This is a genomic window from Vibrio sp. 10N.261.55.C5 (genome assembly GCF_041470505.1).
Taxonomy (GTDB): domain Bacteria; phylum Pseudomonadota; class Gammaproteobacteria; order Enterobacterales; family Vibrionaceae; genus Vibrio; species Vibrio crassostreae_C.
On the sequence record NZ_JBFRMS010000024.1, the window covers coordinates 72,483 to 93,255 of the forward strand.

Annotated in this window: 16 protein-coding genes; 14 read left to right on the forward strand and 2 right to left on the reverse strand. The window is 46.5% G+C overall.

The window, feature by feature from the left end:
- The first annotated feature begins 2 nt into the window (after positions 1-2).
- The 7 genes from AB4263_RS10915 to AB4263_RS10945 are packed head-to-tail and all read left to right on the forward strand — an operon-like array spanning position 3 to position 8,743.
- On the forward strand, positions 3-1,469 hold the full coding sequence (locus AB4263_RS10915) for a TIGR03752 family integrating conjugative element protein (protein ID WP_372098202.1): 1,467 nt from the start codon (positions 3-5) through the stop codon (positions 1,467-1,469).
- The gene (locus AB4263_RS10920; RefSeq protein ID WP_017108819.1) at positions 1,456-1,872 is read left to right on the forward strand and encodes a TIGR03751 family conjugal transfer lipoprotein; all 417 of its coding nucleotides are present in this window, start codon (positions 1,456-1,458) and stop codon (positions 1,870-1,872) included. The genes AB4263_RS10915 and AB4263_RS10920 overlap by 14 nt, the downstream gene beginning before the upstream one ends.
- Entirely contained in the window at positions 1,872-4,598 is a 2,727-nt protein-coding gene (locus tag AB4263_RS10925) for a conjugative transfer ATPase (RefSeq protein ID WP_372098203.1), read from the forward strand. Before AB4263_RS10920 ends, AB4263_RS10925 begins: the two co-directional genes overlap by 1 nt.
- Before the next feature lies 1 nt (position 4,599).
- A complete protein-coding gene (locus AB4263_RS10930) occupies positions 4,600-5,571 on the forward strand; it encodes a TIGR03756 family integrating conjugative element protein (protein ID WP_102332555.1) in 972 nt (323 codons plus the stop codon).
- Positions 5,571-6,869: an integrating conjugative element protein gene (locus AB4263_RS10935; protein WP_102332556.1), complete on the forward strand. Its 1,299-nt coding sequence runs from the start codon at positions 5,571-5,573 to the stop codon at positions 6,867-6,869. Before AB4263_RS10930 ends, AB4263_RS10935 begins: the two co-directional genes overlap by 1 nt.
- On the forward strand, positions 6,870-7,154 hold the full coding sequence (locus AB4263_RS10940; protein ID WP_102332557.1) for a hypothetical protein: 285 nt from the start codon (positions 6,870-6,872) through the stop codon (positions 7,152-7,154).
- Positions 7,148-8,743, forward strand: coding sequence for a conjugal transfer protein TraG N-terminal domain-containing protein (locus tag AB4263_RS10945; protein WP_102332558.1), 1,596 nt, complete (start codon positions 7,148-7,150; stop codon positions 8,741-8,743). Before AB4263_RS10940 ends, AB4263_RS10945 begins: the two co-directional genes overlap by 7 nt.
- Before the next feature lie 22 nt (positions 8,744-8,765).
- On the opposite strand, the gene AB4263_RS10950 is transcribed toward AB4263_RS10945, so the two are convergent.
- Positions 8,766-9,002, reverse strand: coding sequence for a hypothetical protein (locus AB4263_RS10950; protein WP_102332559.1), 237 nt, complete (start codon positions 9,000-9,002; stop codon positions 8,766-8,768).
- A 194-nt stretch (positions 9,003-9,196) separates the two neighbouring features.
- Between AB4263_RS10950 and AB4263_RS10955 the strand changes: the two genes are divergently transcribed.
- Positions 9,197-9,784, forward strand: coding sequence for a hypothetical protein (locus tag AB4263_RS10955; RefSeq protein WP_102332560.1), 588 nt, complete (start codon positions 9,197-9,199; stop codon positions 9,782-9,784).
- 292 nt (positions 9,785-10,076) lie between these two features.
- On the opposite strand, the gene AB4263_RS10960 is transcribed toward AB4263_RS10955, so the two are convergent.
- The gene (locus AB4263_RS10960) at positions 10,077-10,556 is read right to left on the reverse strand and encodes a hypothetical protein (protein ID WP_102332561.1); all 480 of its coding nucleotides are present in this window, start codon (positions 10,554-10,556) and stop codon (positions 10,077-10,079) included.
- Positions 10,557-10,950: 394 nt separating this feature from the next.
- Between AB4263_RS10960 and AB4263_RS10965 the strand changes: the two genes are divergently transcribed.
- From AB4263_RS10965 to AB4263_RS10990, 6 genes are all read left to right on the forward strand, one after another.
- Positions 10,951-15,510 carry an AAA family ATPase gene (locus AB4263_RS10965; protein ID WP_102332562.1) on the forward strand — a complete coding sequence of 1,520 codons (4,560 nt, stop codon included), beginning with the start codon at positions 10,951-10,953 and terminating at the stop codon, positions 15,508-15,510.
- A 76-nt stretch (positions 15,511-15,586) separates the two neighbouring features.
- A complete protein-coding gene (locus AB4263_RS10970) occupies positions 15,587-16,105 on the forward strand; it encodes a hypothetical protein (protein ID WP_102332563.1) in 519 nt (172 codons plus the stop codon).
- 122 nt (positions 16,106-16,227) lie between these two features.
- Positions 16,228-17,136: a hypothetical protein gene (locus AB4263_RS10975; protein WP_102332564.1), complete on the forward strand. Its 909-nt coding sequence runs from the start codon at positions 16,228-16,230 to the stop codon at positions 17,134-17,136.
- A 92-nt stretch (positions 17,137-17,228) separates the two neighbouring features.
- Positions 17,229-18,275, forward strand: a complete 1,047-nt coding sequence (locus AB4263_RS10980; protein ID WP_102332565.1) for a hypothetical protein — start codon at positions 17,229-17,231, stop codon at positions 18,273-18,275.
- A 577-nt stretch (positions 18,276-18,852) separates the two neighbouring features.
- Positions 18,853-19,521 (forward strand): type IV toxin-antitoxin system AbiEi family antitoxin domain-containing protein, encoded by a 669-nt coding sequence (locus AB4263_RS10985; protein WP_102332567.1) that lies wholly within the window; start codon positions 18,853-18,855, stop codon positions 19,519-19,521.
- The gene (locus AB4263_RS10990; protein WP_102332568.1) at positions 19,508-20,236 is read left to right on the forward strand and encodes a Fic family protein; all 729 of its coding nucleotides are present in this window, start codon (positions 19,508-19,510) and stop codon (positions 20,234-20,236) included. Before AB4263_RS10985 ends, AB4263_RS10990 begins: the two co-directional genes overlap by 14 nt.
- The last annotated feature ends 537 nt before the right edge of the window (positions 20,237-20,773 follow it).

Consider the following 20,773-nt stretch of genomic DNA (forward strand, 5'->3'; position numbering starts at 1 on the left):
CGATGTTAAATAAAGGAAACCCCGTCATTAAAATGGCCGCGCTTATCGGTGCGACCGGCTTTATCGCGGTGTTGGTCATCGCGGTCTTAAAGCCGTCAGACATTGAAGCCAACGTTGAGCCCGCCGACGACACTACCCCGGTCAGCGTGACGACGTCACAAACCCAAGCGCAAGTGCTGCAGGCGTTTGATGACAGCCCAACCGACACCATTCGAACGCTCAATGCCGCGTACTCAAAAAGTGAAGCCGAAAAGAAAGCCCTCTCGGACGCGTTAAAGCAAACGCAGCTTCAGGTTGAAAATCAGCAAGCCCAAAACAGTGAACAAGTGAAAGCCCTTGAAACCCAATTAAGTCAGCTTGCCCAAAGGCTCAATTCGTCGTTAAGCACCATTGAAGAGAAAGTCAGTCAAAGCCGAGACCACCTCAAGGTGCGTCAAGCGCCAATGCGTGAGGTGATAGATGTATCTTATGACGACCTTGGCATTGATTCAGGGCGCGAGGGACTGGCCGTGGGCACGGCGCCGGGCGGCTATCACCCATCCTTTGAGGCTCAGGGCGTAGCTCAAGACAACTGGATTTGGACTGAGCCGCTGGATGCGACTCAAGACAAAGAAGGCAACTGGATAACCCCTGCCACCCAAGCGGTCAAAAACGCACTGGGCGCAGCAGATGACGCGTTTACCAGCCAGACGGGCCGATTTGATGCCAATCAACAAGACGGAATGCCAGTGTACACCCTGCATCGCGGCACCATGCTGGCCGATGCGGTCAGCATGACCGCGCTGATGGGGCGTATTCCCCTGAACGGCCAGGTCACCGACCCTTATCCGTTTTCGATGATTTTAGGGCGTAAGAACCTGATGGCCAGCGGGTTTACCCTGCCGGATGTCCAAGGTGCCATCGTGACGGGCACGGTCACCGGCGACTGGAGTTTGTCTTGTGTGCGCGGCGTAGTCGAATCCATTGATTTTATTCGCGCCGATGGCTCGATACTCTCTTACCCAGAAGGCGAGGAGGCGGTGGATTCAGGTTTCGATGGTTCATCGATTAAAACCACTGATTTGGGTTTTCTGGCCGACCCCAACGGCAATCCATGCTTAACCGGGGAGCGCATCTCGAATGCACCTGAATACCTCACCACCAAAGGATTACTTGACGCCGCTTCTGCAGCGGCCAATGCGGTGGCGATTTCACAGCAGACCATTTCGGTGGATGGTTCAACCAGCACCTCATCGTTGACGGGCAACGCGGCGAAGAATGCGGCCGCTGAGTCTGCAGCAGCGTTCACAGGCACCGTTTCAGAGTTTATTGAGGCGCGCATGGGCTCAAGCTTTGATGTGGTGTACACCCCGCCCGGTACTAAGGCCAGCATTCACCTTCGACAACCCGTGACACTGCGCGCCCCCACTATCCCTGTTCGCGTGCGTTACGACACTCAAACCCAAGGAGCGACGTATGAATTACCGTAACCTTATCAGCGCGATGAGCCTGCTCGGATTACTGGGCTGCTCAACGTCGCAAGACGACACCTTACCCAATCCTCAAACCAACTCCGAGCAAGTGTGGCAAAACCAAATGTCAGGCGGCGGAGCCAATGCTGATTCGCTTAGCCAAACGCAAGGCGAGCTGCGTATGCCGCTCGATATGACCACTTTGGCGCAGCGCCAAAGCGACTACACCCGAGACAGCTGGCGTGAAGCGACCAACGTTTTTCCAAGGCTACCCAATCCCGATGTGGTGCTCTATGTTCTGCCGCATCAATCGGGCGCACTGCCGGTGCCTGGATACAGCACCGTCTTTCCCTTGTATGAGCGCGTGCATTACGCCGCGCCCCAGGACAGTCCGGCTAATCTGCCCAAGGAGCGTTGGTAATGTTGAAAAAAATGCGTCATGCCATCACCCACTTTTTTACCGAAGGCAAAGAGTTGGAAGCCCCAGCCATCGATTACAGCGTGCCACCGTCGTTTGCGGCCAAACTGCCTTGGATTGAAATCAGCGATAAAGGTCTGGTGCAACTGGAAGACGGTCGTTCGATGGGTCTGTTTTTTGACATTACGCCGCTGGTTACGGAAGACAAAACACAAGCGCAGCTTGAGCGGGTGGTCTCAAGTGTCGCGCACACCCTCACCGCCTTGATTGACGAAGACAACCCGTGGGTGGTGCAGTTGTTTGCCCGTGATGTCGACCGATTTGAGGATGCCCATGAGAAGTTACTCAACAGTGCGCGCGTTGATGATGCATTCACCCGCGCGGTGCTCGATGAAGACCGCCGCCATTTCGAACTGATAGGGCGAGAGCAAGGTATCTTTGCGGTGGACGGTCGTCCGTGGCGCGCCCGCGAGCGTCAAGTTCGTCTCGCTATTTATCGCTGGCTCCCCGAAGACGCCAGTGAAACACTGCAAAAAACCAACCTTCGCACCTTAAAAAGTCTAAGGCGCCGACTGTTATCTCCGAGTACATTCAAAGATTTAGGCATCGGCATCAAGGCCAGCTCAGGCGAAAGCATTCACGCTTGGCTGAGTCCCTTTTTTAATCCCTCTGGCATTGCGGGCGAAACCCTGCGTTACCGCCCGCCCCGCAGCTTTATTGACCAAGATTTCTCCGAGCGACTGCTAAGAAGTGGGGTGCGCTCAGACGTTGAAAACGGCTTATGGTGGTTTGAGGGGGAGAAGCCCATCGCCACACGCGTGATGGAGCTCGACACTTGGGATAATGAGACCTTTTTAGCGGGCGCCGTGTTTGGGGAGGTCATCGGGGATGAAGCCATCGACAAAGGCGAAAAGCGCCCACAACACGTCCTGTTCGATGAGTTGCCCACCGGCACCATGATGGCCATGACCTTAGTCGCGCAAAGTAAGGCGCAGGCCAGAGCGCGCCTTCGCACCGTTCGAGAAGCGGCGGTGGGGGAAGAAACGGAATTAGAAGTCATTCGAGATACCTGCGACAGCTTTACCACCCTAGTTGAAAAGCATCCACTGTGGCGCGGTCAACTGGCGTTCTACGTGCAAGGGGAGAGCGTCAGTGAAATAGAAGGCCGCACAGAGTCGCTGCGCGCAATATTCAACAATCGCGATCTGTCGCTGCGCTTTGTCAAAAACAGCGACCAAGAGTCCCCACTGGACAGTTACCTTCGCTGGCTGCCGATGAACTACCATCCTGAGCACGACGACAAACTGTGGTACTGCGGCTGGGTGTGGCTGGAAGACATGCTCTCGCTCTCTCCTTTGTTTGGCCGCGCAACCGGCACCGGTAGTGAAGCTTTCCAATTTTTCAACCGAGGCGGAGAGCTCTTCGGCGTCGATCCGCTGAGAGACCAACTCTCTAATGCGCACCTCAATCTATTTGGGCCCTCTGGCTCAGGCAAATCCGCGACCTTAGTGGGCATGTGTTTACGCCTGCTGGCGATTCATCGCCCAAGGCTGTTCATCATCGAAGCTGGCAACAGTTTTGGGTTGCTGGGACAGTACTGTGAACGTTTGGGGCTATCGGTCAACCGCGTTCAGGTGAGCGCTCATTCTAAAGGCCTTATGGCGCCGTTTGCCGATGCCAAACACTTGGTCGGCCAAGCCGTGCCTCACGTCAGTGACGAGAAAGCGTTGGACATTGAACATCTTAATGACAGCGATTCGCCAGACGATGAAGCGCGGGACATCTTAGGCGAGCTGGAAATCATGGCACGGCTGATGATCACCGGGGGTGAGCAGCGCGAGATGGACGATTATCGCCGCGCCGACTCGTCGATGGTGCGTGATGCAATTAAAGAAGCCGCAGAGCATTGCCATCCCACGGGCGAGCAAGTGCGCCCAGAGCACATCAAAGACGCGCTAGAGCGTTTTAGTCAAGATCCTAATAGACCTGAGCCCCGCCAAGCACGCGCACGCCTAATGAGCGAAGCGATGGCCTTTTTCTGCGATGGTCTAGAAGGGCAAATCTTCAACCAAGAAGCCGAGCACTGGCCCGAAGCGGATGTGACCATCATTGACCTAGGCCTCTACGCAAAAACCGGGTATGAAGCGCAAATGGCCGCCGCGTACATCTCTTTGATTAACCGCATCAACGGGATTGCTGAGCGTGACCAATACTCAGGGCGTGACATTGTCACCCTGACCGATGAAGCGCACCTGATTGTCACCAATGAGCTACTCGCGCCTTACGCCGTCAAAATCGTCAAGATGTGGCGAAAACTCAGTGCGTGGTTTTGGTTGGCGACGCAAGATTTGGCCGATTTTCCGGCCATTGCCCGCAAGATGCTCAACAACGCTGAGTGGTGGGTGATGCTCAACATGCCAGAGGACGAACTCAGTCACCTTGAATCGTTTAAAAAACTCTCCGAGGCCGAGAAAAATCTCATTCGCTCGATGCAATCGGAAAAGCACAAGTACAAAGAAGGCGTCATCACCGGGATGGACAACACACTAATGCAGCGCTTTTGCATTGTCCCGCCTGCGCTCTACCTGGCACTGGGTGAAACCGATGGTCCAGCGAAAAGAAAACGCCAAACCCTCATGGACTTGCACGGCATCAGTGAGCTCGATGCGGCGCTGATCAAGGCCAAAGACATCGAACAAGCCCGGCTTGACTATCTGGGAGAGGAATAAGATGAGCCTCACCTTACTCATACACAAATCACTCAAGCGAGGGCTAGGTTTGAGCATTCTAGGCTCATGTCTGTGCGCGACCTCTGCCATAAGTCAGGAGGTCACCACCGCCGAGGTCATCGCCAGCGCAGCCTGCCCGGAGTGCCTGGATTACGAAGTGATTGGGGCGTGCGTGTGGATGACCTGCACCCCGGCGGGATGCTCCACCGACACTTCGATTAAGGTCAAACACCGCTTGCCCGACTTTGTGGTGATGAGCTACCCCGAAACCGGTGAGGCGCCCTGGCAAACCACCGCTTGGATGGCGCCAGACAATGCCTATTCAGAGAACGGTGGCCACAGCGCGCGTCGCAGCGTGCAAGGCCTAGATAACACCTCGATGCGTTTTTACAACAGCGACGTCATCGGCCACCCAGGCGGGCAGACGATTTTCTCACTGCTCGCAAGTTTTGGCTACTCACTCTCAAGTCAAGCGACGCCGCTCATGCCGCATTATTTATCAAGCCTTGACCCGCTCGGTTGGCGCTACAACTTGCCGGACATGCTGTCCACTCAAACGTGGAACCCTCTAACCGATGCGCTTGGTAACTTTGGGGACATCTATCCGCGTGGCGGCTTTGTCTTGCAGCGTCATTCGTTTAAAGCCGCAGCACTCACCGCCTTTCGCGCGCTGCATGTGGTGACCCGAATCGGCGAAGGCCGTGTGTATCAACCCTTCGTCCCAACGCCGTACCCAGGCTTTTGGCCGCCGGGGCCCGTTAAACCCAATAACGAGGACACCGCTTGGCAAATGCTCTCACCCATCGCCCAAACCGATGCGTATGTCTGGCCACAGTTTGATGACAGCTTAACGCCTTACGACCCTTACGCACCGCACATCGCCTCAGACGACCAGTACGTCTGGGCTGCGTGGCGCCTATACAAAGGCTGCCAGCGTCGTGGTAGCACGCTGATTGCCCACTTTGGAGAATAATGATGACCCATACTTGGCCGCTCAAAGCGGCGTTACTGCTCCCCCTATTGATGAGCGCCAGCGCACACAGTTCGATAGGAACGAACGTGAACCTTAAAGCCGACAACGACAGCGTTCTTCACTACACCTTAGGCGGCGGGCCAGTCATTGCATTGCCCGCCAGACAAGAGCGCATCAGCCCCACCGCCCTTGGCGTCGGTTGGGACATGAACCTGCAGTGCGGGATGTTAGACCCATCGGTCACTGTTGAAAATCAGCTCAACGGCGTGACAGAAGGGTTTCAGGACATGATGGGCGACATGCTCACCAATGCCACCTCAGCAGTGCTGAGCCTGCCAGGCTACTACCTGCAGAAAAAAGACCCTGGGCTTTACGATTTGATGACCAACGGCGTACTGCAAGGCAAGTTCGATTTTGACGACGCCAGCAGCTCGTGTGAGGCCATGGTCGACACCATGGGTGAGATGAACACCGATAAGGCTTACGCAACGCTTGCCCGCGCCCAGGCATGGACCAATGCCGTAAAAAGTGGCGACGCCGTCAGAGCCAAACAAGAAGTGCAAGACGACATGGGCGACTCTGGGGTGACTTGGGTGGGCGGCGCCAAATACGGCGGTCGCAACCAACCGGCCATCAACGCCACCACGGATGCGACGCGCGCCGGCTTCACCTTATTGTCTGATGAATCGCAAAAAGAGAGCCACCAAGGCCTTTATCGCTATTGGGACAGTGAAGAGACAATGAGTGAGTGGGTGTCTCAAGTGATTGGTAGCCAGTCGGTGCAGACCGGCATGGACAAAAGCCGAACCGAAGCTACACCAGGGATTGGTCTATCTCAAGAAGTCACAGAGGTGAGCACCGCGCTGGAAAGTGAACTTCGAGGCGCCGTCGCAGAGAACAAAGAGACCGAACACTTCCCTAAAACACTGATTGAAGCGCTGACCGAGCGAGAAGTGGACAACAACACCGTATCACGCATTGCCAGTGAGCTCGCGCTTTCTCAAGCGATTGAAAAAGCCCTGTACGCGCGCCGCGCGCTGCTCACCGGTAAATACGAAGTCAATATTGCTCAGCACGCCACGGCTCAAAAAGACATCGACAACTCAATTGCTCGCCTTGAGCGCGAGATTGACATGCTGCGCTACGAAGCCGAGGTCAGACAACAAATAGGCACCCGCACCGCCCAAGCGGTGGTGGATGACTACCGCTACCAAAGACCACAAGTTATCCCGCAAACCCCTAAATCCGACTCGGTCTTTTTAGACAAAGACCGATATAACAACAATGGAGAAGAATAAATGAACATATCAACAGCCCGACCTCAAAATCGGTGGCGCCGAAGCCGTCACGTCATCACGCTCCTTTTGTGCTTGCTCGTCGCCAGCGCACTGGCTTTTTCACTGGACGGGGACACGCTATCAAGCAGCGCATACGCCTGGTACATGGTCACTCTACGAGCGGCCGTTTACGGCCTCGCGCTGTGGCGCGCTAAGCGCTATGCCTTTGGTATCGCGCTGGTTCTTATGCTCAACGAACTCATCTTACTCACCCAATACGTCAATTTAGGAGCCTTCTCATGGTAGTCAACGATCCACTGTCCGTCTTGCTGACGCTGACCAGCTGGCAAATCTCCGGCAAAATATTCATGATATTGAATCAAACCGGACTGATTGTCTTTATGTTGGCCGTCATTGTGTTCCAAGTGTGGTTTGATGTGGCTCAAGAAGGCGAAGACGAGGGCAACAAAGGCCTGCTCAGCATGAACCGCACCGAGGTCAAACTGATGTTGGCCGGATTAGTGTGCTTTTTTGCGGTCATCCCCATGTACCCGGTGAACGTCAACACGCTCGTCATGGACCAAAACGCCAGCGAATCGTGCGGCGTAGGTATCAGCAGCGGGGCGACTAACAGCGACCAAAGCTCGTTAAATGGGGAATTGGTTCATGCCCCGATATGGTGGGTGCTCTGGCACAGTATTTCGCAAGGATTGACCAATGCGGCGGTCTCCTCGGTGCCGTGTCACTACGACGTCGAACGCAGCATGTTGAAACTCTCTCAAATCGACATTAAGAGTGAACAGCTCAGACAAGAAACTCAAGACTTCTACGAGCAGTGTTATACGCGAGCGCGTCTGATGATGAAGGCGGCCGCGCGTAAAGAGCGAGTCACTCAAAACGACTTTGATAATGCCAATTGGATTGGAGGCTCTTATTTCCTTGGTTATAATCTGGCCGCGCCAGAAACCACCTATAATGGCTTACAAGCTGAAAAGATTGTGTTCAACTTCCCTTACAACGCAGAGCGAGACGATCCGGTGCAACAGAAGTATCGCCGAACAGCGGTTGATACCAGCGCCGCGTATCCTATGTGTGACGAATGGTGGGACAGTACTCAAGGCGGTCGCAGTGATGGCCAACGCGCCGGCTTGTTGTGGCGCTTGTTCAATCACATTGAAGACACCAACCCTGAATTGATTCATGACGTGTTGGACTATGATGGCTTTTTCTCAAAAATCATGGGCTCTGAAGTCACACCGGCCGATAAGGCGAACATGCTGGTTCAGCGCGTGTTGAGTGTTGAAAATCAATCGACCAGTGGACGCATTGTTCGTGGCTATGGCCAGGTGCTTGATAAGTCCCTCGATCACCAAGTCAGAGAAGTATGGAATAGCGCGGCTGGCTGGGCAGGATTACAAATTGGGCATATCTTCACCGGTCCCGCTTACTTCATTGTGCGAGAAGCGATGCCGATGCTGCAGTCTTTGCTGCTCATTGTGGTGGTGATTGCGAGTCCGATTGTCTTAACGGTCAGCAACTATTCGATGATGACGCTGATGTCGTTGTCACTCTCTTATACAGGGTTGTTGTTCTTGACGTTTTGGTGGGAGTTGTGTCGAAGTCTGGACAGTAAGCTGTTGGAGGCGGTGTATTCCATGCATGACAACTTTAATCCGATAACCGGTACGATCAACAGCATGGATGATTCGATATTAGCGTTTGTGATGATCACGTTTTACGTGGTGGTGCCCGCGATATGGTTTGGGGTATTAGGTTACGCGAGTTATCGCGTGAATGGGGTGTCGATGGATAGTGCACTGGAAAACGTAAATAAAACAACTCAGAGAGGTTTTGATTACGCTAGAAGCGCTGTTGCTAATTCAATGAAAAAGTAATCAAAAAATAACTATGGCAATCTTAGCGATTGTCATAGTTATGAACCCAATATTCATCGTAATGCTCTTTTTCTGTATTAGCCCAAACATTTAAAGTTTTATCAGCTGAAAGTTCTGTAACTAAAGCTTCATTCACCTCTTCAAATGACATAGTTGTACTACTAAGAAGTGCATTACGCTCAACTTCCACTTCAGCATGCAGACGATCACCTTTCTCATCTCGGTATGCCTGACGCCATTTTTTCAAGAATGCTAACATTACAGCCTCTTTTGACTCAATACGGTTAAATTACCATCAGACTACGCCTTTATGCAGACGGTTGCAAATCGAATATTAAGCTTGACTGATTTTCACACAGGTTACGCCCAATTTTTGTGGATAACTGTTTTAATGTGTTATAAAAACATAATGTTAAGTTGGAATTCGACGAAAAAGCGGAAGGCAAGTCAACCATGGCAAAGACCATTCACTATGACATTCAGCAAGTTAAAGTTAGAAGCGATAAAGAAAGCGCTCGCCTGACCAGTCAGTGGGGTCAGGTTCGACAAATCTGTCGTGACAAACCACTCGGGGAAGTCGCGAGAGCAAGATTAGCGTTTAACCTTGTCGATTACATCACAAGTGAAGATCTGCCTTTTCGCTTACTTATCACCCGAGCACCACAAGCCATGGCCACCATCGCTGAAGAAACCCGAGTGTATAAAGAACATCGCGTCATTAATGGTAAACAAAGCGGGATGATTTACGCCAAAAGCGAACAAATGTTGCCAAGAGAAATCCGCTATACGAATGAGTTTGTGGCAACCCGCTACGTAGATGGGATAAAAACACCACTATCAAGCACTTCTCTCGTTGATTGCCTCAAGGCTAGAGAAGTCATAACACCACTCGATGGCATTTTGTTTTTAGGCTGTAAGCGCATCGCCAGTGACATAGCGCGTCTTAAAAAAGTCGAACCAACTATGAACATTAATATGAAACGCATCGAAGTATCAGACAGCTTCACAGGCACAACAAGAAAGATGGCGAGTTACGGATAAATATCGAGGGGTCTATTATTGCCTTATTCGTCGTGTTTCGTGAGTCTCAAAAATAGTTGTATTGCATTCTGCAGGTAGGCATACAACAAACATAATATTCTTATAGGCGGCTTCTCAAATCCTTGTACGTCCTATAGCTGTGCTCAATGCGCTCACTTTAACCCACAGCCCGAAAAGCCGCACAAGTCATTGTGCAAAATCCAATAAACACTTCGCAAGCACCAATATCATTGATATCACGACATTGCTGAGACGCTCGCAAATACTGCACAGCTGACTGATAATTCAAAGGTTAACGGTCGATAATTTCAACTCGGGTACTTTGCCGTAAGATCAGAAAAATGTCGGGTAAGCGGTGCCCAAGCTTTTGCAAGTGCATAACCATCTTAGACTTATGATGCTCGTCTTTCGCCATGTCATGGCCAAAATGCACGATTTTGCAAAGCCGGGTTTGTTCTGTGTGATTAAAGTTTAACGTCAACTTAAGTAACGCCCGCTCTATCTGACGATAATTATAGGGCTTTGTTGACAGGGTTCTCGCTATGACACTCAACCCTAAATGCATGGCCATCATTCTATCAAGCTCACGTTGTATATCAGAACTGTCATCGATGCGGTCCTGATCATAGAAAGGGATTAAGTAGAGATAAAAGTGAGCAGGTTTGACATCGACTATCAAACGCTGGCGAACCGCCAACGACGAGGCGTTAGGATGGCGCTCTAGAATACGCTCAATACGGCGCCTTAACCGGATATCATTGTGTTGACTCATCACGCCTCAAATCAGGGAGTTACGATAAAACTATCTTGCCACACCCCATCTTGCGCTTGACCATTTTTTTATGATATGCGTCGTATAATGACAAGCACAAATGATAAAAACCTATTGATAATAAAGACATTTACCATAATAAAAATCACTCTTCCTTATACGTGACATGCCAGCTTTCGCAATAAGATCAGGAGGGGAAAGCAAGGGAGCATAACCACAAAATGACTTGGTGGTCGTAAGATTTAGAGTATTGAATCTAAATTATTTCTGCCCCTTTCCCGTTTAGAGTTGTTGCTCGTAACAATTCTGCTGTTTCTTATTTGACTAAATTTTCCTAATGATTGTATTGTGCATCTATATGTCTATTAAGTTGGTTACTATCCAGAGTAAATAAATGAGCAAAGCAGGAATTCAGTCAAATCGCGGGGATGGTTACCAGACATTGGTAGCTTTTGATTGGGCTTTAACAGTTCTTTCAGACTCAGACTATCAGTGGCTTGAAATTGACTCTGTAATCTGGTCGGTGGACGACGTTGTTATTGGTAAAGCCGACGGCACCAAAATATGCTGTCAGTGTAAAAAGAACCAGTCACAACATAAAGCTTGGTCTTTTTCTGATCTCGAAGATGAACTGCGAAAAGCAGTCAATGTGTTGATAAACGATCCCCAAACACTAGTTCGCTTTTATTCGCGTAGCGCCTTTGGTGATCTCGCTACACTGAAAGAATTCAGTTCCAACTATCCTGATGAAGCAACCTACCGAGCAGACTTAGGTAAAGCCAATCGAGAAACAGATTCCAAACTAGTTAGTCTGCTCTCCGAGCAAGGCTCAAATCTTTCTACTTATGATTTTTTGCAACGCACGAAATTTGAAATAAGCCCTGAACTGGATCGAATGGATATACTGCTGCAAGAAAGATTACGTAATATTGTAAGTAACTATTCAGCAGCGTACAGCTCTTTATGGACTCGTCTTGGTCAACTCAGTATGCGAGAGAACAGCGGTGGTCAGAATACAGCGACACAGCATAGATTGACAAAAGGCGATCTGAAATTCTTATTGAGTGATGCGGGATCATTACTTACTCCCCCCATGGATATCAGGGAGATCCGTACGTCATTCAATAACACTTCAGCCATTGGTCGCTCATGGCGTAGAGATATTGGTAACGAACATATTGCAAACTCTGCTGCTAAGAAACTTATAGAAGGCATTAAAGCAAAGTATCGTTCAATTTTGCTTACTGGAGCGCCAGGTTCAGGTAAGACTTGTGTGATGCTAGCTGTACAGGAGGAGCTAGAACAAGTAGCCCAAAATTGTACTAACTTACTACCGTTATTTATTCAATCGCGAGAATTTGCTGACATTGACACAGAGCAAGAACGTCAGGCACAAGGATTGCCTGCACAGTGGGTAGAAAGGGCGGCTCGCTTGGCAGAAGATGCACATGTGGTTGTAATGATAGACTCGTTGGATGTACTTTCTATTGCTAGAGAGCACAGTGTATTGACGTATTTTCTCGCCCAAATAGATCGTTTACTTTTGGTTCCCAACATTACCGTTGTCACTGCCTGCCGAGAGTTTGATAGTAATTATGATAGACGCATTGCCCAACGAAGTTGGGAAGAGAAGATTATTTGCGAACCATTAGACTGGCATAGTGAAATTGAACCAATCCTCGTCAAAATCGGTATAGACGCATCGAACACCGATTCAACAACTCGCGAACTGATACGAAACCCTCGTGAGCTAGCTTTATTTGTTGAATTGGCGCAACAAGAAGGCAGCTTCAATGTTGTAACCAGCCAAGCTTTAGCTCAGCGATACCTAGCAACTACTATAGAAGCTAACAGGTTTCTTGGAGACACTGCTATGCAAGCCATAGAATCCATCGCCTCCAATATGCTGAAATCACGCAGCCTTGTTGTGCCACATCAGCGATTTGTAGCGTCCCAAGAAGTTCAAAGAATACTCCTTAGTACTGGCGTATTACATAAAACACAGGATGGGAACTTGACATTTGGCCACCAAACTTTGTTAGATGTCTTAGTAATTAGCGGAGCTATCAGGCAATCAGTAACTCTAAACGAATTCATTCAAAATTTATCACCAGTACCTTTTGTTCGCCCCAGCATTAGAAGCTTTGTTGAACAATTAGCAGTAGGTGAACGACGCAAGTTTAGAGCGCAATTACGTACTGTTTTAACAGGTAATAGTGCTTTCCATATCCGACGGCTCGTAGCAGAAACATTTGCAGAGCAAGTTCCTCAAGATGATGACTGGATGCTACTACGCGATCTGCGTAACCAACATCGAGAGGTGTTTCTGGTTATCTATAATAGGGCTCGACGAGTGGAGTGGCACCACCTCTGGATGAAGCATTTAGTACCTATACTAAAAGACACCTGCAATATTGAAGGGCTCACAGCTCATGTACACCGTATATCGTTATGGAAAAATGAAGATCCAGCAGGGGTTTCCACATACTGGACAGAAATGTTGTCACTGGAATTGGAAAATAAAATCCAGTTAGTCGATTCAATGGCACACGAATTAGCGCAAATACGTGCAGATAATTTGAACTTTTATGTACCTTTACTCCTCCAGTTACTCAATTTACCAAGGCATGACCACAGTTTTCTTGGCCATTCGCTTGCTCTCTTCTTAAAAAGCGGCCTAGTGGACGATACCGTTTTATGGAGCTATATCGCAGGCGAGGTAAGCGAGGAAGATGCACTTTCCTATGGCTTTAGCAACAAATTGAATTGTCAACCATATGAGTTTGGTGATCGCAATGATAAATTTCTAGCAGAAAGAATGCGGAACTCCACTATTTTGCTCGATTTGGCTGTTGCTTCAATTGAACAATGGAGCCAAACCAAAAGCTCACATCGTGGATATCATTGTAGTTTCTTGAACAAAACGTCTTATGAAGATACGCATACACAGAGCAACCATAGACATATAGATGGTGAGCGCTTCTTGATGGATTCTATTGAAGCCGCTATTAAACATCACGCTAACTCACAAACATCATGGTGGCAAAACAACCTTGAACGCCTTTGCTTCAACACCGAAGACTCATTACGATACTTTTCTATCCTTGCGTTGACCGAAAAGCCGATCTCAAATATAGATGTAATTGGGCGTATGCTGTGTGAGCAAGCAATATTAGCATCTGATTTATCATATGAACTGGGGGAATTGATATACAAAGCGTATATATTTCTAGCCCCGTCAATACAAGTTTCAATACAAGAAAACATTCTAACTATCGACCAAGAAGACGCTACTGACCCACAAACAAGATCTTGGATGATAAAAAAGCAAGCCCTGTTAATCACCGCTATTCCGTGCCATTTACGTTCAACGAATTCACAAGCCGTATTGAATGAATGTGAAAAACTAGTATGGCCGTTGATTCGACAACCATATATCTACTCGCGAGGAGGAATTGTCAGCGCTCCGTTCTCTTTTGAGGTATTTCTGAATTTAAGTAATAACGGAGTGCTATGCCTGCTTGAACACTACAATGGGTATGATAGAGATTCATTTACTGACTTTCTGGAGGGGGGAGAAAGAGAGGTTGGCAGGCAGCTAAGTGAAGCAGCCTCTCGTCAATCTTCACGTTTCATGGCTTTTCTGACAGATAACTGGGAGCAGATCCCTGAACGTTTTCGAGATGATCTCTTGGAGGGAGTTACTACATATCTAGCGCATCGATACGGAAGCCTACAGCCTAGTAATAATTGGTTATATATAGAGGAACCCGACGCAGAAAAGTTAGCCCTGAATATTCTCGAGAATTTGGAACAACATCAAGATCACTGGCACCACAACCGCGCAGCATCCAAAGCGATAGAAAACTGTGCACATATCATCAAAAAAACTCAAGATGCAGCTCGGTTAATATATTTAGCAATGAGTTTTGCGTCATTAATGGAAGAAAGCACAATCTCGGGCGACTCGCTTGATCTACTTACTTCTGGCATCAATATGAGACGAGGAAACACAGCAGAAGCACTGATAATTTTAGCCAACCAGCTTGAGGCGAGTGGTGTACAGTGGCCTGACTCACTACCAGCTGCATTACGCCTATATGCTGGTGACAAGCACCCTGCAATTCGTGCAGTTATGCTTAGGCGGATGCCTTACTTACAGGCTCGTTTTCCTGAACTTGGCTGGGAACTATTTGATCTTGCGTTAAAAGAAAGTGCAGACGGACTTTGGGCTATAGCTGAACCATGCTTATATTACGCATACCATCAAAAGTTCAAAATCATTGCACCTAGATTAGCTCAGATTTATCGTGAAGGTTGCGGCAAAGATTATAAGGCTTGGGGGCGTATTTCTGCGCTAGCAGCTTTTTTGAAACACATAGACTTTTCTACTTTTATTGAGGAACTCAACGCGGTAGAAACAGCGGAAGCATGGAGTGGTGCAGCGAGTGTATGGACACACCACAACAATATTCAAAGACACAAAGAGCATTGTTTTTCGGGACTGGAAGCTGGATTAAGTGCAGGAAATCCGCATGCTATTATCATCGCGCATGAGTTTCATAACCTCTTCCGTGAATCTACACCATTGTTTACTGTACCAACTGAGCTAATTCAGCGTTATTTCAGCCTGCTTGAATCAGAAACAGATTCTAAACGAAATGATATCTTTGGTTTTGATACATGGTTGAACGCGATTTCTGTTCACGAGCCAATGTATGCATTGGAAGCTGTTGAAATTTACTTAGATTTCGTACGTCGAACTAAAGCCTATGTTCATGATTATAAGAATAGCCTAACGCAACTACTGACCCGTTTATTCGCACAGGCTGAAGAGCTGGAAGAGTCTGACAGTGGAGCTATGTTGCAGCGTGTGGTCATACTGCAAGATACACTGTTAGCTATTGGGATTAGTGGAGTGAATGATTGGCTCAAGGCTGCTGAACGGCCATAAATAAAAAGGTTTACCTAAATTTGCATAATCCGAGCAACACAAGTTAGAGCGTTAGCCAACAAGGAAATAATTGCCAATGTTAGATGAATTGAATTTTCTTTGGGCTCGATATTCGACTGAACCATATCTTGAAATTAAAAGTACTGAACTGCGTTTGGCTTCGCGGCGTTTTCAAGCAAAATATTTTGTGACTCCTCCAGTTCAACCAACAGGTGAAGTGCGCATGTTATCGAACATTGAAATTCATTATGGATGGCAGTGTCAGGTCAATGCTGATTGGGTACGAGAGCTAGATTTCACTTTAAAACCACTATCACTGCGTCAACTACAGCTTGAAGCTTTGAGAGAAACTCTTTGTGGCGCAGATTTTCCTTACTTATGGTGGTTCCATAAGTCAAAGAACCCCAAAATTAGAACTGTGTATGAAGATAACCTTGGAGTGAGCTTTATAAAGCTAGATGGTGTATGGCAAGTTGTTTATAGCTGTAAAAAACTAGGCTCACTTGTAGGATCTCAGGGGAGTACGAATTATGAATCTATCCCTGCCAACGCATATTTTGTAGTGGTTGAAAATGAGTCAGTAGTTCACTGCTAGTAAGTTGGCTAACAAACGCCAACCTGTGGCATTTTTGCTTCGGGCTGGCTTCTGTGATTACGGTGGTCTGCTTGAGTTCGTTGCAGTTGGCAGCAAGTTAAGCGGGCGTTGAAAGGTAAGATATGAAGATTGGTGAACAAGATATAAATAAGGTGTTCGTAGTCGAGTGCTTACGTGAAAATGACTTGAGTACAGGTACGAAGATCAAGGAACATATCTTAACTCAAGAACCAAATGCGGATGTAAGATATTTAAACTGTATCGCCAAGTCATACTTTTTACAGCATCTCAACGAAATACTAAATGCTGCGACTAGCGATGATGGGTTTCTACTGTTTATTGAAGTGCACGGCTCTGTCGCAGGAATTGAACTTGGAGGGGAGCTTGTCCCATGGGCGGAACTAACGACAATGCTGCAAGCCATAAACGAAAGATTGCATATGGGGCTAGTGGTAGTTTTTTCATGTTGCTTTGGTGTTCACTTTTACAGACAGACGTCGATTTTGGGACGAAGTCCTTATTATGTAATGTTTGGAGTTGATAACAGCATTTATGCTGATCGCTTGCTTAAAATGAATCAAGCGCTAGTGGATGGTTTCTATTGCAATGATAGCCTTATGGAGGTTGAAACTCGTGCGAATACTCAATTAAACATACATGATATAAATTTAACTCATTTGGAAGCTGGTGCGCTCTTGGTAGGTGCATTTACTAATTACTTTACCAAGCAGTTAGCAATTGACCCCCTATTAAATAGATTTGAAGAAACCTACCAAGTGTATCGACGACTTACGCCCGAAAACGCAATGACTCATTCTCAGTATAAGAAGCACTATTTTGACTTTATCTTTAAGCGCGAAACATTGATGAATGGCTTCAATGATATTCGGGACAAATTTCTTATGACTGATCTTGATGGAACGTTGTATGAAAGGTTTCACGTGGACTTCGATGAGGTTTATAGCAGGCTAAATGTAGAAGCTAGAATAAAACAGGTCTATGGCGAAATTTTCGCCATACAAAGCATTTAAGAGTGATTCGCAACCCTTGGCGCTTTCGCTTCGCTCAAGTATAGCCAAGCGCTGCTCACACCTTAACACGGCTAGAAATCAATGGAGTTTAAATGACAGCTATAAATATTCAGGCAAAAACGATAGGCCTACTTAATGATTTTATCAATCATTACGAAAGTAATGACTTTTATAAAAATCATGAAGAGAACTTCTCTGAACTATCAAGTTTAGTTACAAACAAGTCGAAAAAGTTATCTCCCCCGTTGAATGTTTTGTCGGTGAGGCTCTACAACATTGCGGAACATACTTCTTTCTGTATCGGTTTATATGACTACAAATTTTATTTGTTAGCTAAATCAGTCATAGCAGCTATAAATGAAAATAACCCATTGTCACTTGCAAATAATACTAGGTCACTTGTCGAACAGCTTGCTGCGATTTCTTACTTGATGGATGCAATTGAGAAAATGATTTCAAATCTAAAGGATCAGGGTGGACTAAAGAAGATTGATGAAATATTCAAAAGAGCTGAAAAAGCAATTAACCGAGTTTATCTAGGTGAAGGAAAAGTGAAGGAAAACTCCGAGCATAAAGCTGTACATATAAATGACTCATTAGGGGTGCTTGAGAAAGAAGTGTCGAATATAAACGATTTGTATTCGGTTCTTTGTGAGTATGTGCATCCAAATTTTGGTAACAATAAATTAGTATCAAGCGGTAAGTTAGGTAAGGGTAAATTTGAAAGTGTAGACATTAATTCAGAATCAGTTACCGAAATTCTAGAATGCAGCGCTTTAGTGTTCGAACTTCTTGATACGAAAAAAATATACCATCCATCTGTTTCCATGCGAACGTACAATCTTGTTGAATATTTCTTTGTAAAAGGAGCTAAGATAACCACTGTTTTTTCTCAAAGTTCCTCTAAAACAACGGGAGATGGAAAATCTCAAGAAACTGCTTTGTTTTTCAGTAAGGCTAGAAATGCACCTGAAGCTATTACCTTGGCGAAAGCCTATTTTGATAAACACAACATTAAAGTTAATGGGCGTCATAATGGAGGGATAAGTAACGGGTATATATATGATGTTTTTGAAACATCCGATGGAGCTTTTTGGGTTAAAGTCCCTGTCTATCAGAGTCTAATTGCTGATTTCTAATCAATCTGTTTAAGAGCGATTCGCAACGCATGGCATTTTTGCTATGCGTTGCGTTTAGTGTTTAAAGTGGCATGCGTGGGCTTCGGTATTGCGTTGCTCACCTTAACAGGGAGTGAGATCTTCTGGCCTGCCATATGGGTATTTTCGATACCAAAAGTAATCCTTAATTTACTAATTTAGTAAAGCCTATAACACATTTATGTCCAGAGGCTTCATAGACCTGAATTTTGACTCGTGGCACTTTCTAACTCGAAAGTGCCCCAAAGTGTGCTTGGCCTCCAATAGAGGAGTATTACTAAACCTAATACGAAACTCTAATACAGATTTGTACATAGCTTGATGATCGATAGTTCGAGCAGCTTTGAGTTGATATACATCCGGTTTTATAAGGTGATGTACGGGTTTGAACCGTAGGTAAAGCGTTATGTGCCAACACAATCACAGTTCTGATTCACTACAACTTTTGACGGTTTATAAGAGCTTGTTTTTACTTTAAATTATTGTTTTACATCTATTAATTTGATGGTTCTTCCTGTTGCTGTTAAAATGAAGTTGTGTGTTTTAGTAGGTGCATTTTATGAAGCTTGAAACTCGTATTAGACAATCGATAATACATCGTAAAGATGCAGTTTTTTCACGTTCAGACTTAGCTTTGCTTGGTAGTCAATCTCAAGTTACTTTCGTTTTATCTAAGCTAGTTGATAATGGCGAGTTGTTGAGAATTTCACGAGGGTTTTATGCAAAAGCTCATTTTATGGGTGGAGAGGTAAAAACCTGTGCTCCTGCAGATCAAGTGGTTAGAGACACTGTGAAAAAGCTAGGTATACAATTGTACGGCAATGCAGCTAAAGAGCTAAAAAACGCCAAACCAAAGTCCACTTTCGTTGTTGAAACAAAGTCTTCGCGTACGGAAAGAGTTTTGAAGTTTAATGATATAAAAATCATACTTAGAAGCCATAAGAAAAGTCAGAGTGATAAGAACAGTGATGTGGAGTCGGTCGAGAGAATACCGAAAAAAAATATTAGAGAGTACGTGTTAGCACTGGCTAAGCTCCATAATGTTTTTTACACATACAGTTCAATAGATCAATTTGCCGATTCGGTGACCTCATTGGCAGGAGACGAGGTTAAACATGATCAAGTTGAGGACTTACTAGTTGCATTAAAAAGAGCTGGAAAGCTATCAATGCAACAAGTTGCTTCGTTATCAGTTAATTATCTAAGGGAACGTCATGCCAGTCTTTGACCCTTTTTTAGACTTTGAGGAAAACGGCTATTTACAAAATAGGTTCAAAGAAAAAGATCCTAATGTAATTAGAGAACTAGAGCATACGATGTTTCGTGCTGGTCTAGATGACGCATTAGAATACCTATCAAAAAGAGACGAGATTGCATACAGTGACTTCCTAGAGGTTCATCGAATATTATTCTCAGAAATTTATCCATGGGCAGGTAAGGATAGAAATGAGTTAGTGCCTGATAAAGCTATATCTAAAGCGGGCGTTAAGTTTTGTCACCCTATGGAAATACAGCTTTCAATTGATTACGGGTTGCGGTTAGGTCAAGACAAAGAGTACCTGCGGGCTAATCCGGGTGAAGTTATGGGCTTATTTGCCTATGGTCACCCTTTCCTAGACGGAAATGGTCGTACAATGTTGTTAATTCATACTGAGTTGTGTCACCGAGCAGGTTTCTCGATAGAGTGGGAAAAAACGACGAAGTTTGAATACTTGACTGCCTTGAGTAAAGAGATTGAGAAGCCAAGAGATAAATCTTTAAACGCATATCTTTCTCAATTTATAAGCTCATCTAGAAATCGGGATTCATGGGGCGGTTCAATTAAAAGTATAAAAGGACTAGATGGTGTCGGTGAAACGAATAATGTTGATGGCGATTATTCTGATGAACAGGTATCTCGAGAGTATTTAGCGTATAAATTGGAACGAGATCGAGTAGAATAGCTGTTACTAAGTGCACCATAACAAATAAGGATTAAGCGCTACGAAGCCAGTGCTTAATCCGATTGTTGAGCAAACCTGCCTCTATCTAAAATTTTACCAGTTGCCGTAGACCGCCTTACCAAGCGGCTTTCCAATACCTAAAGTTATCCGCATCTTGCTAAATTAGCAAAGCCTCTAACTCGCTTCTGTCCGTGCGACCTGAAGTCGTATGAAGCGTTGTTCACCACGATAAGAGTGAACCATCTGTATCACCAGATGACCCTAGGATTCTGAATAAAGCAGCGAATCCGACAATGTAACGAAACTCGGTTATTAAACCGAGTGGGAACTGAATCGTGAGAGGACGTTCTTCCTGATAACCACAAATCGGGTAAGTGCTAGGGTGTCAGTATGATGAACGTAAGTGAATCCACGTAAGGCGCGTTATGCGATGAAGCAGCGGAAGTGGTTAATACGCTGTGGCCAAAACGGCAATGAGAGTCGGAAAGAAGTTGGACAGTACTCTTTCGTGATCGTTGTACTCTCCGCACTTATATG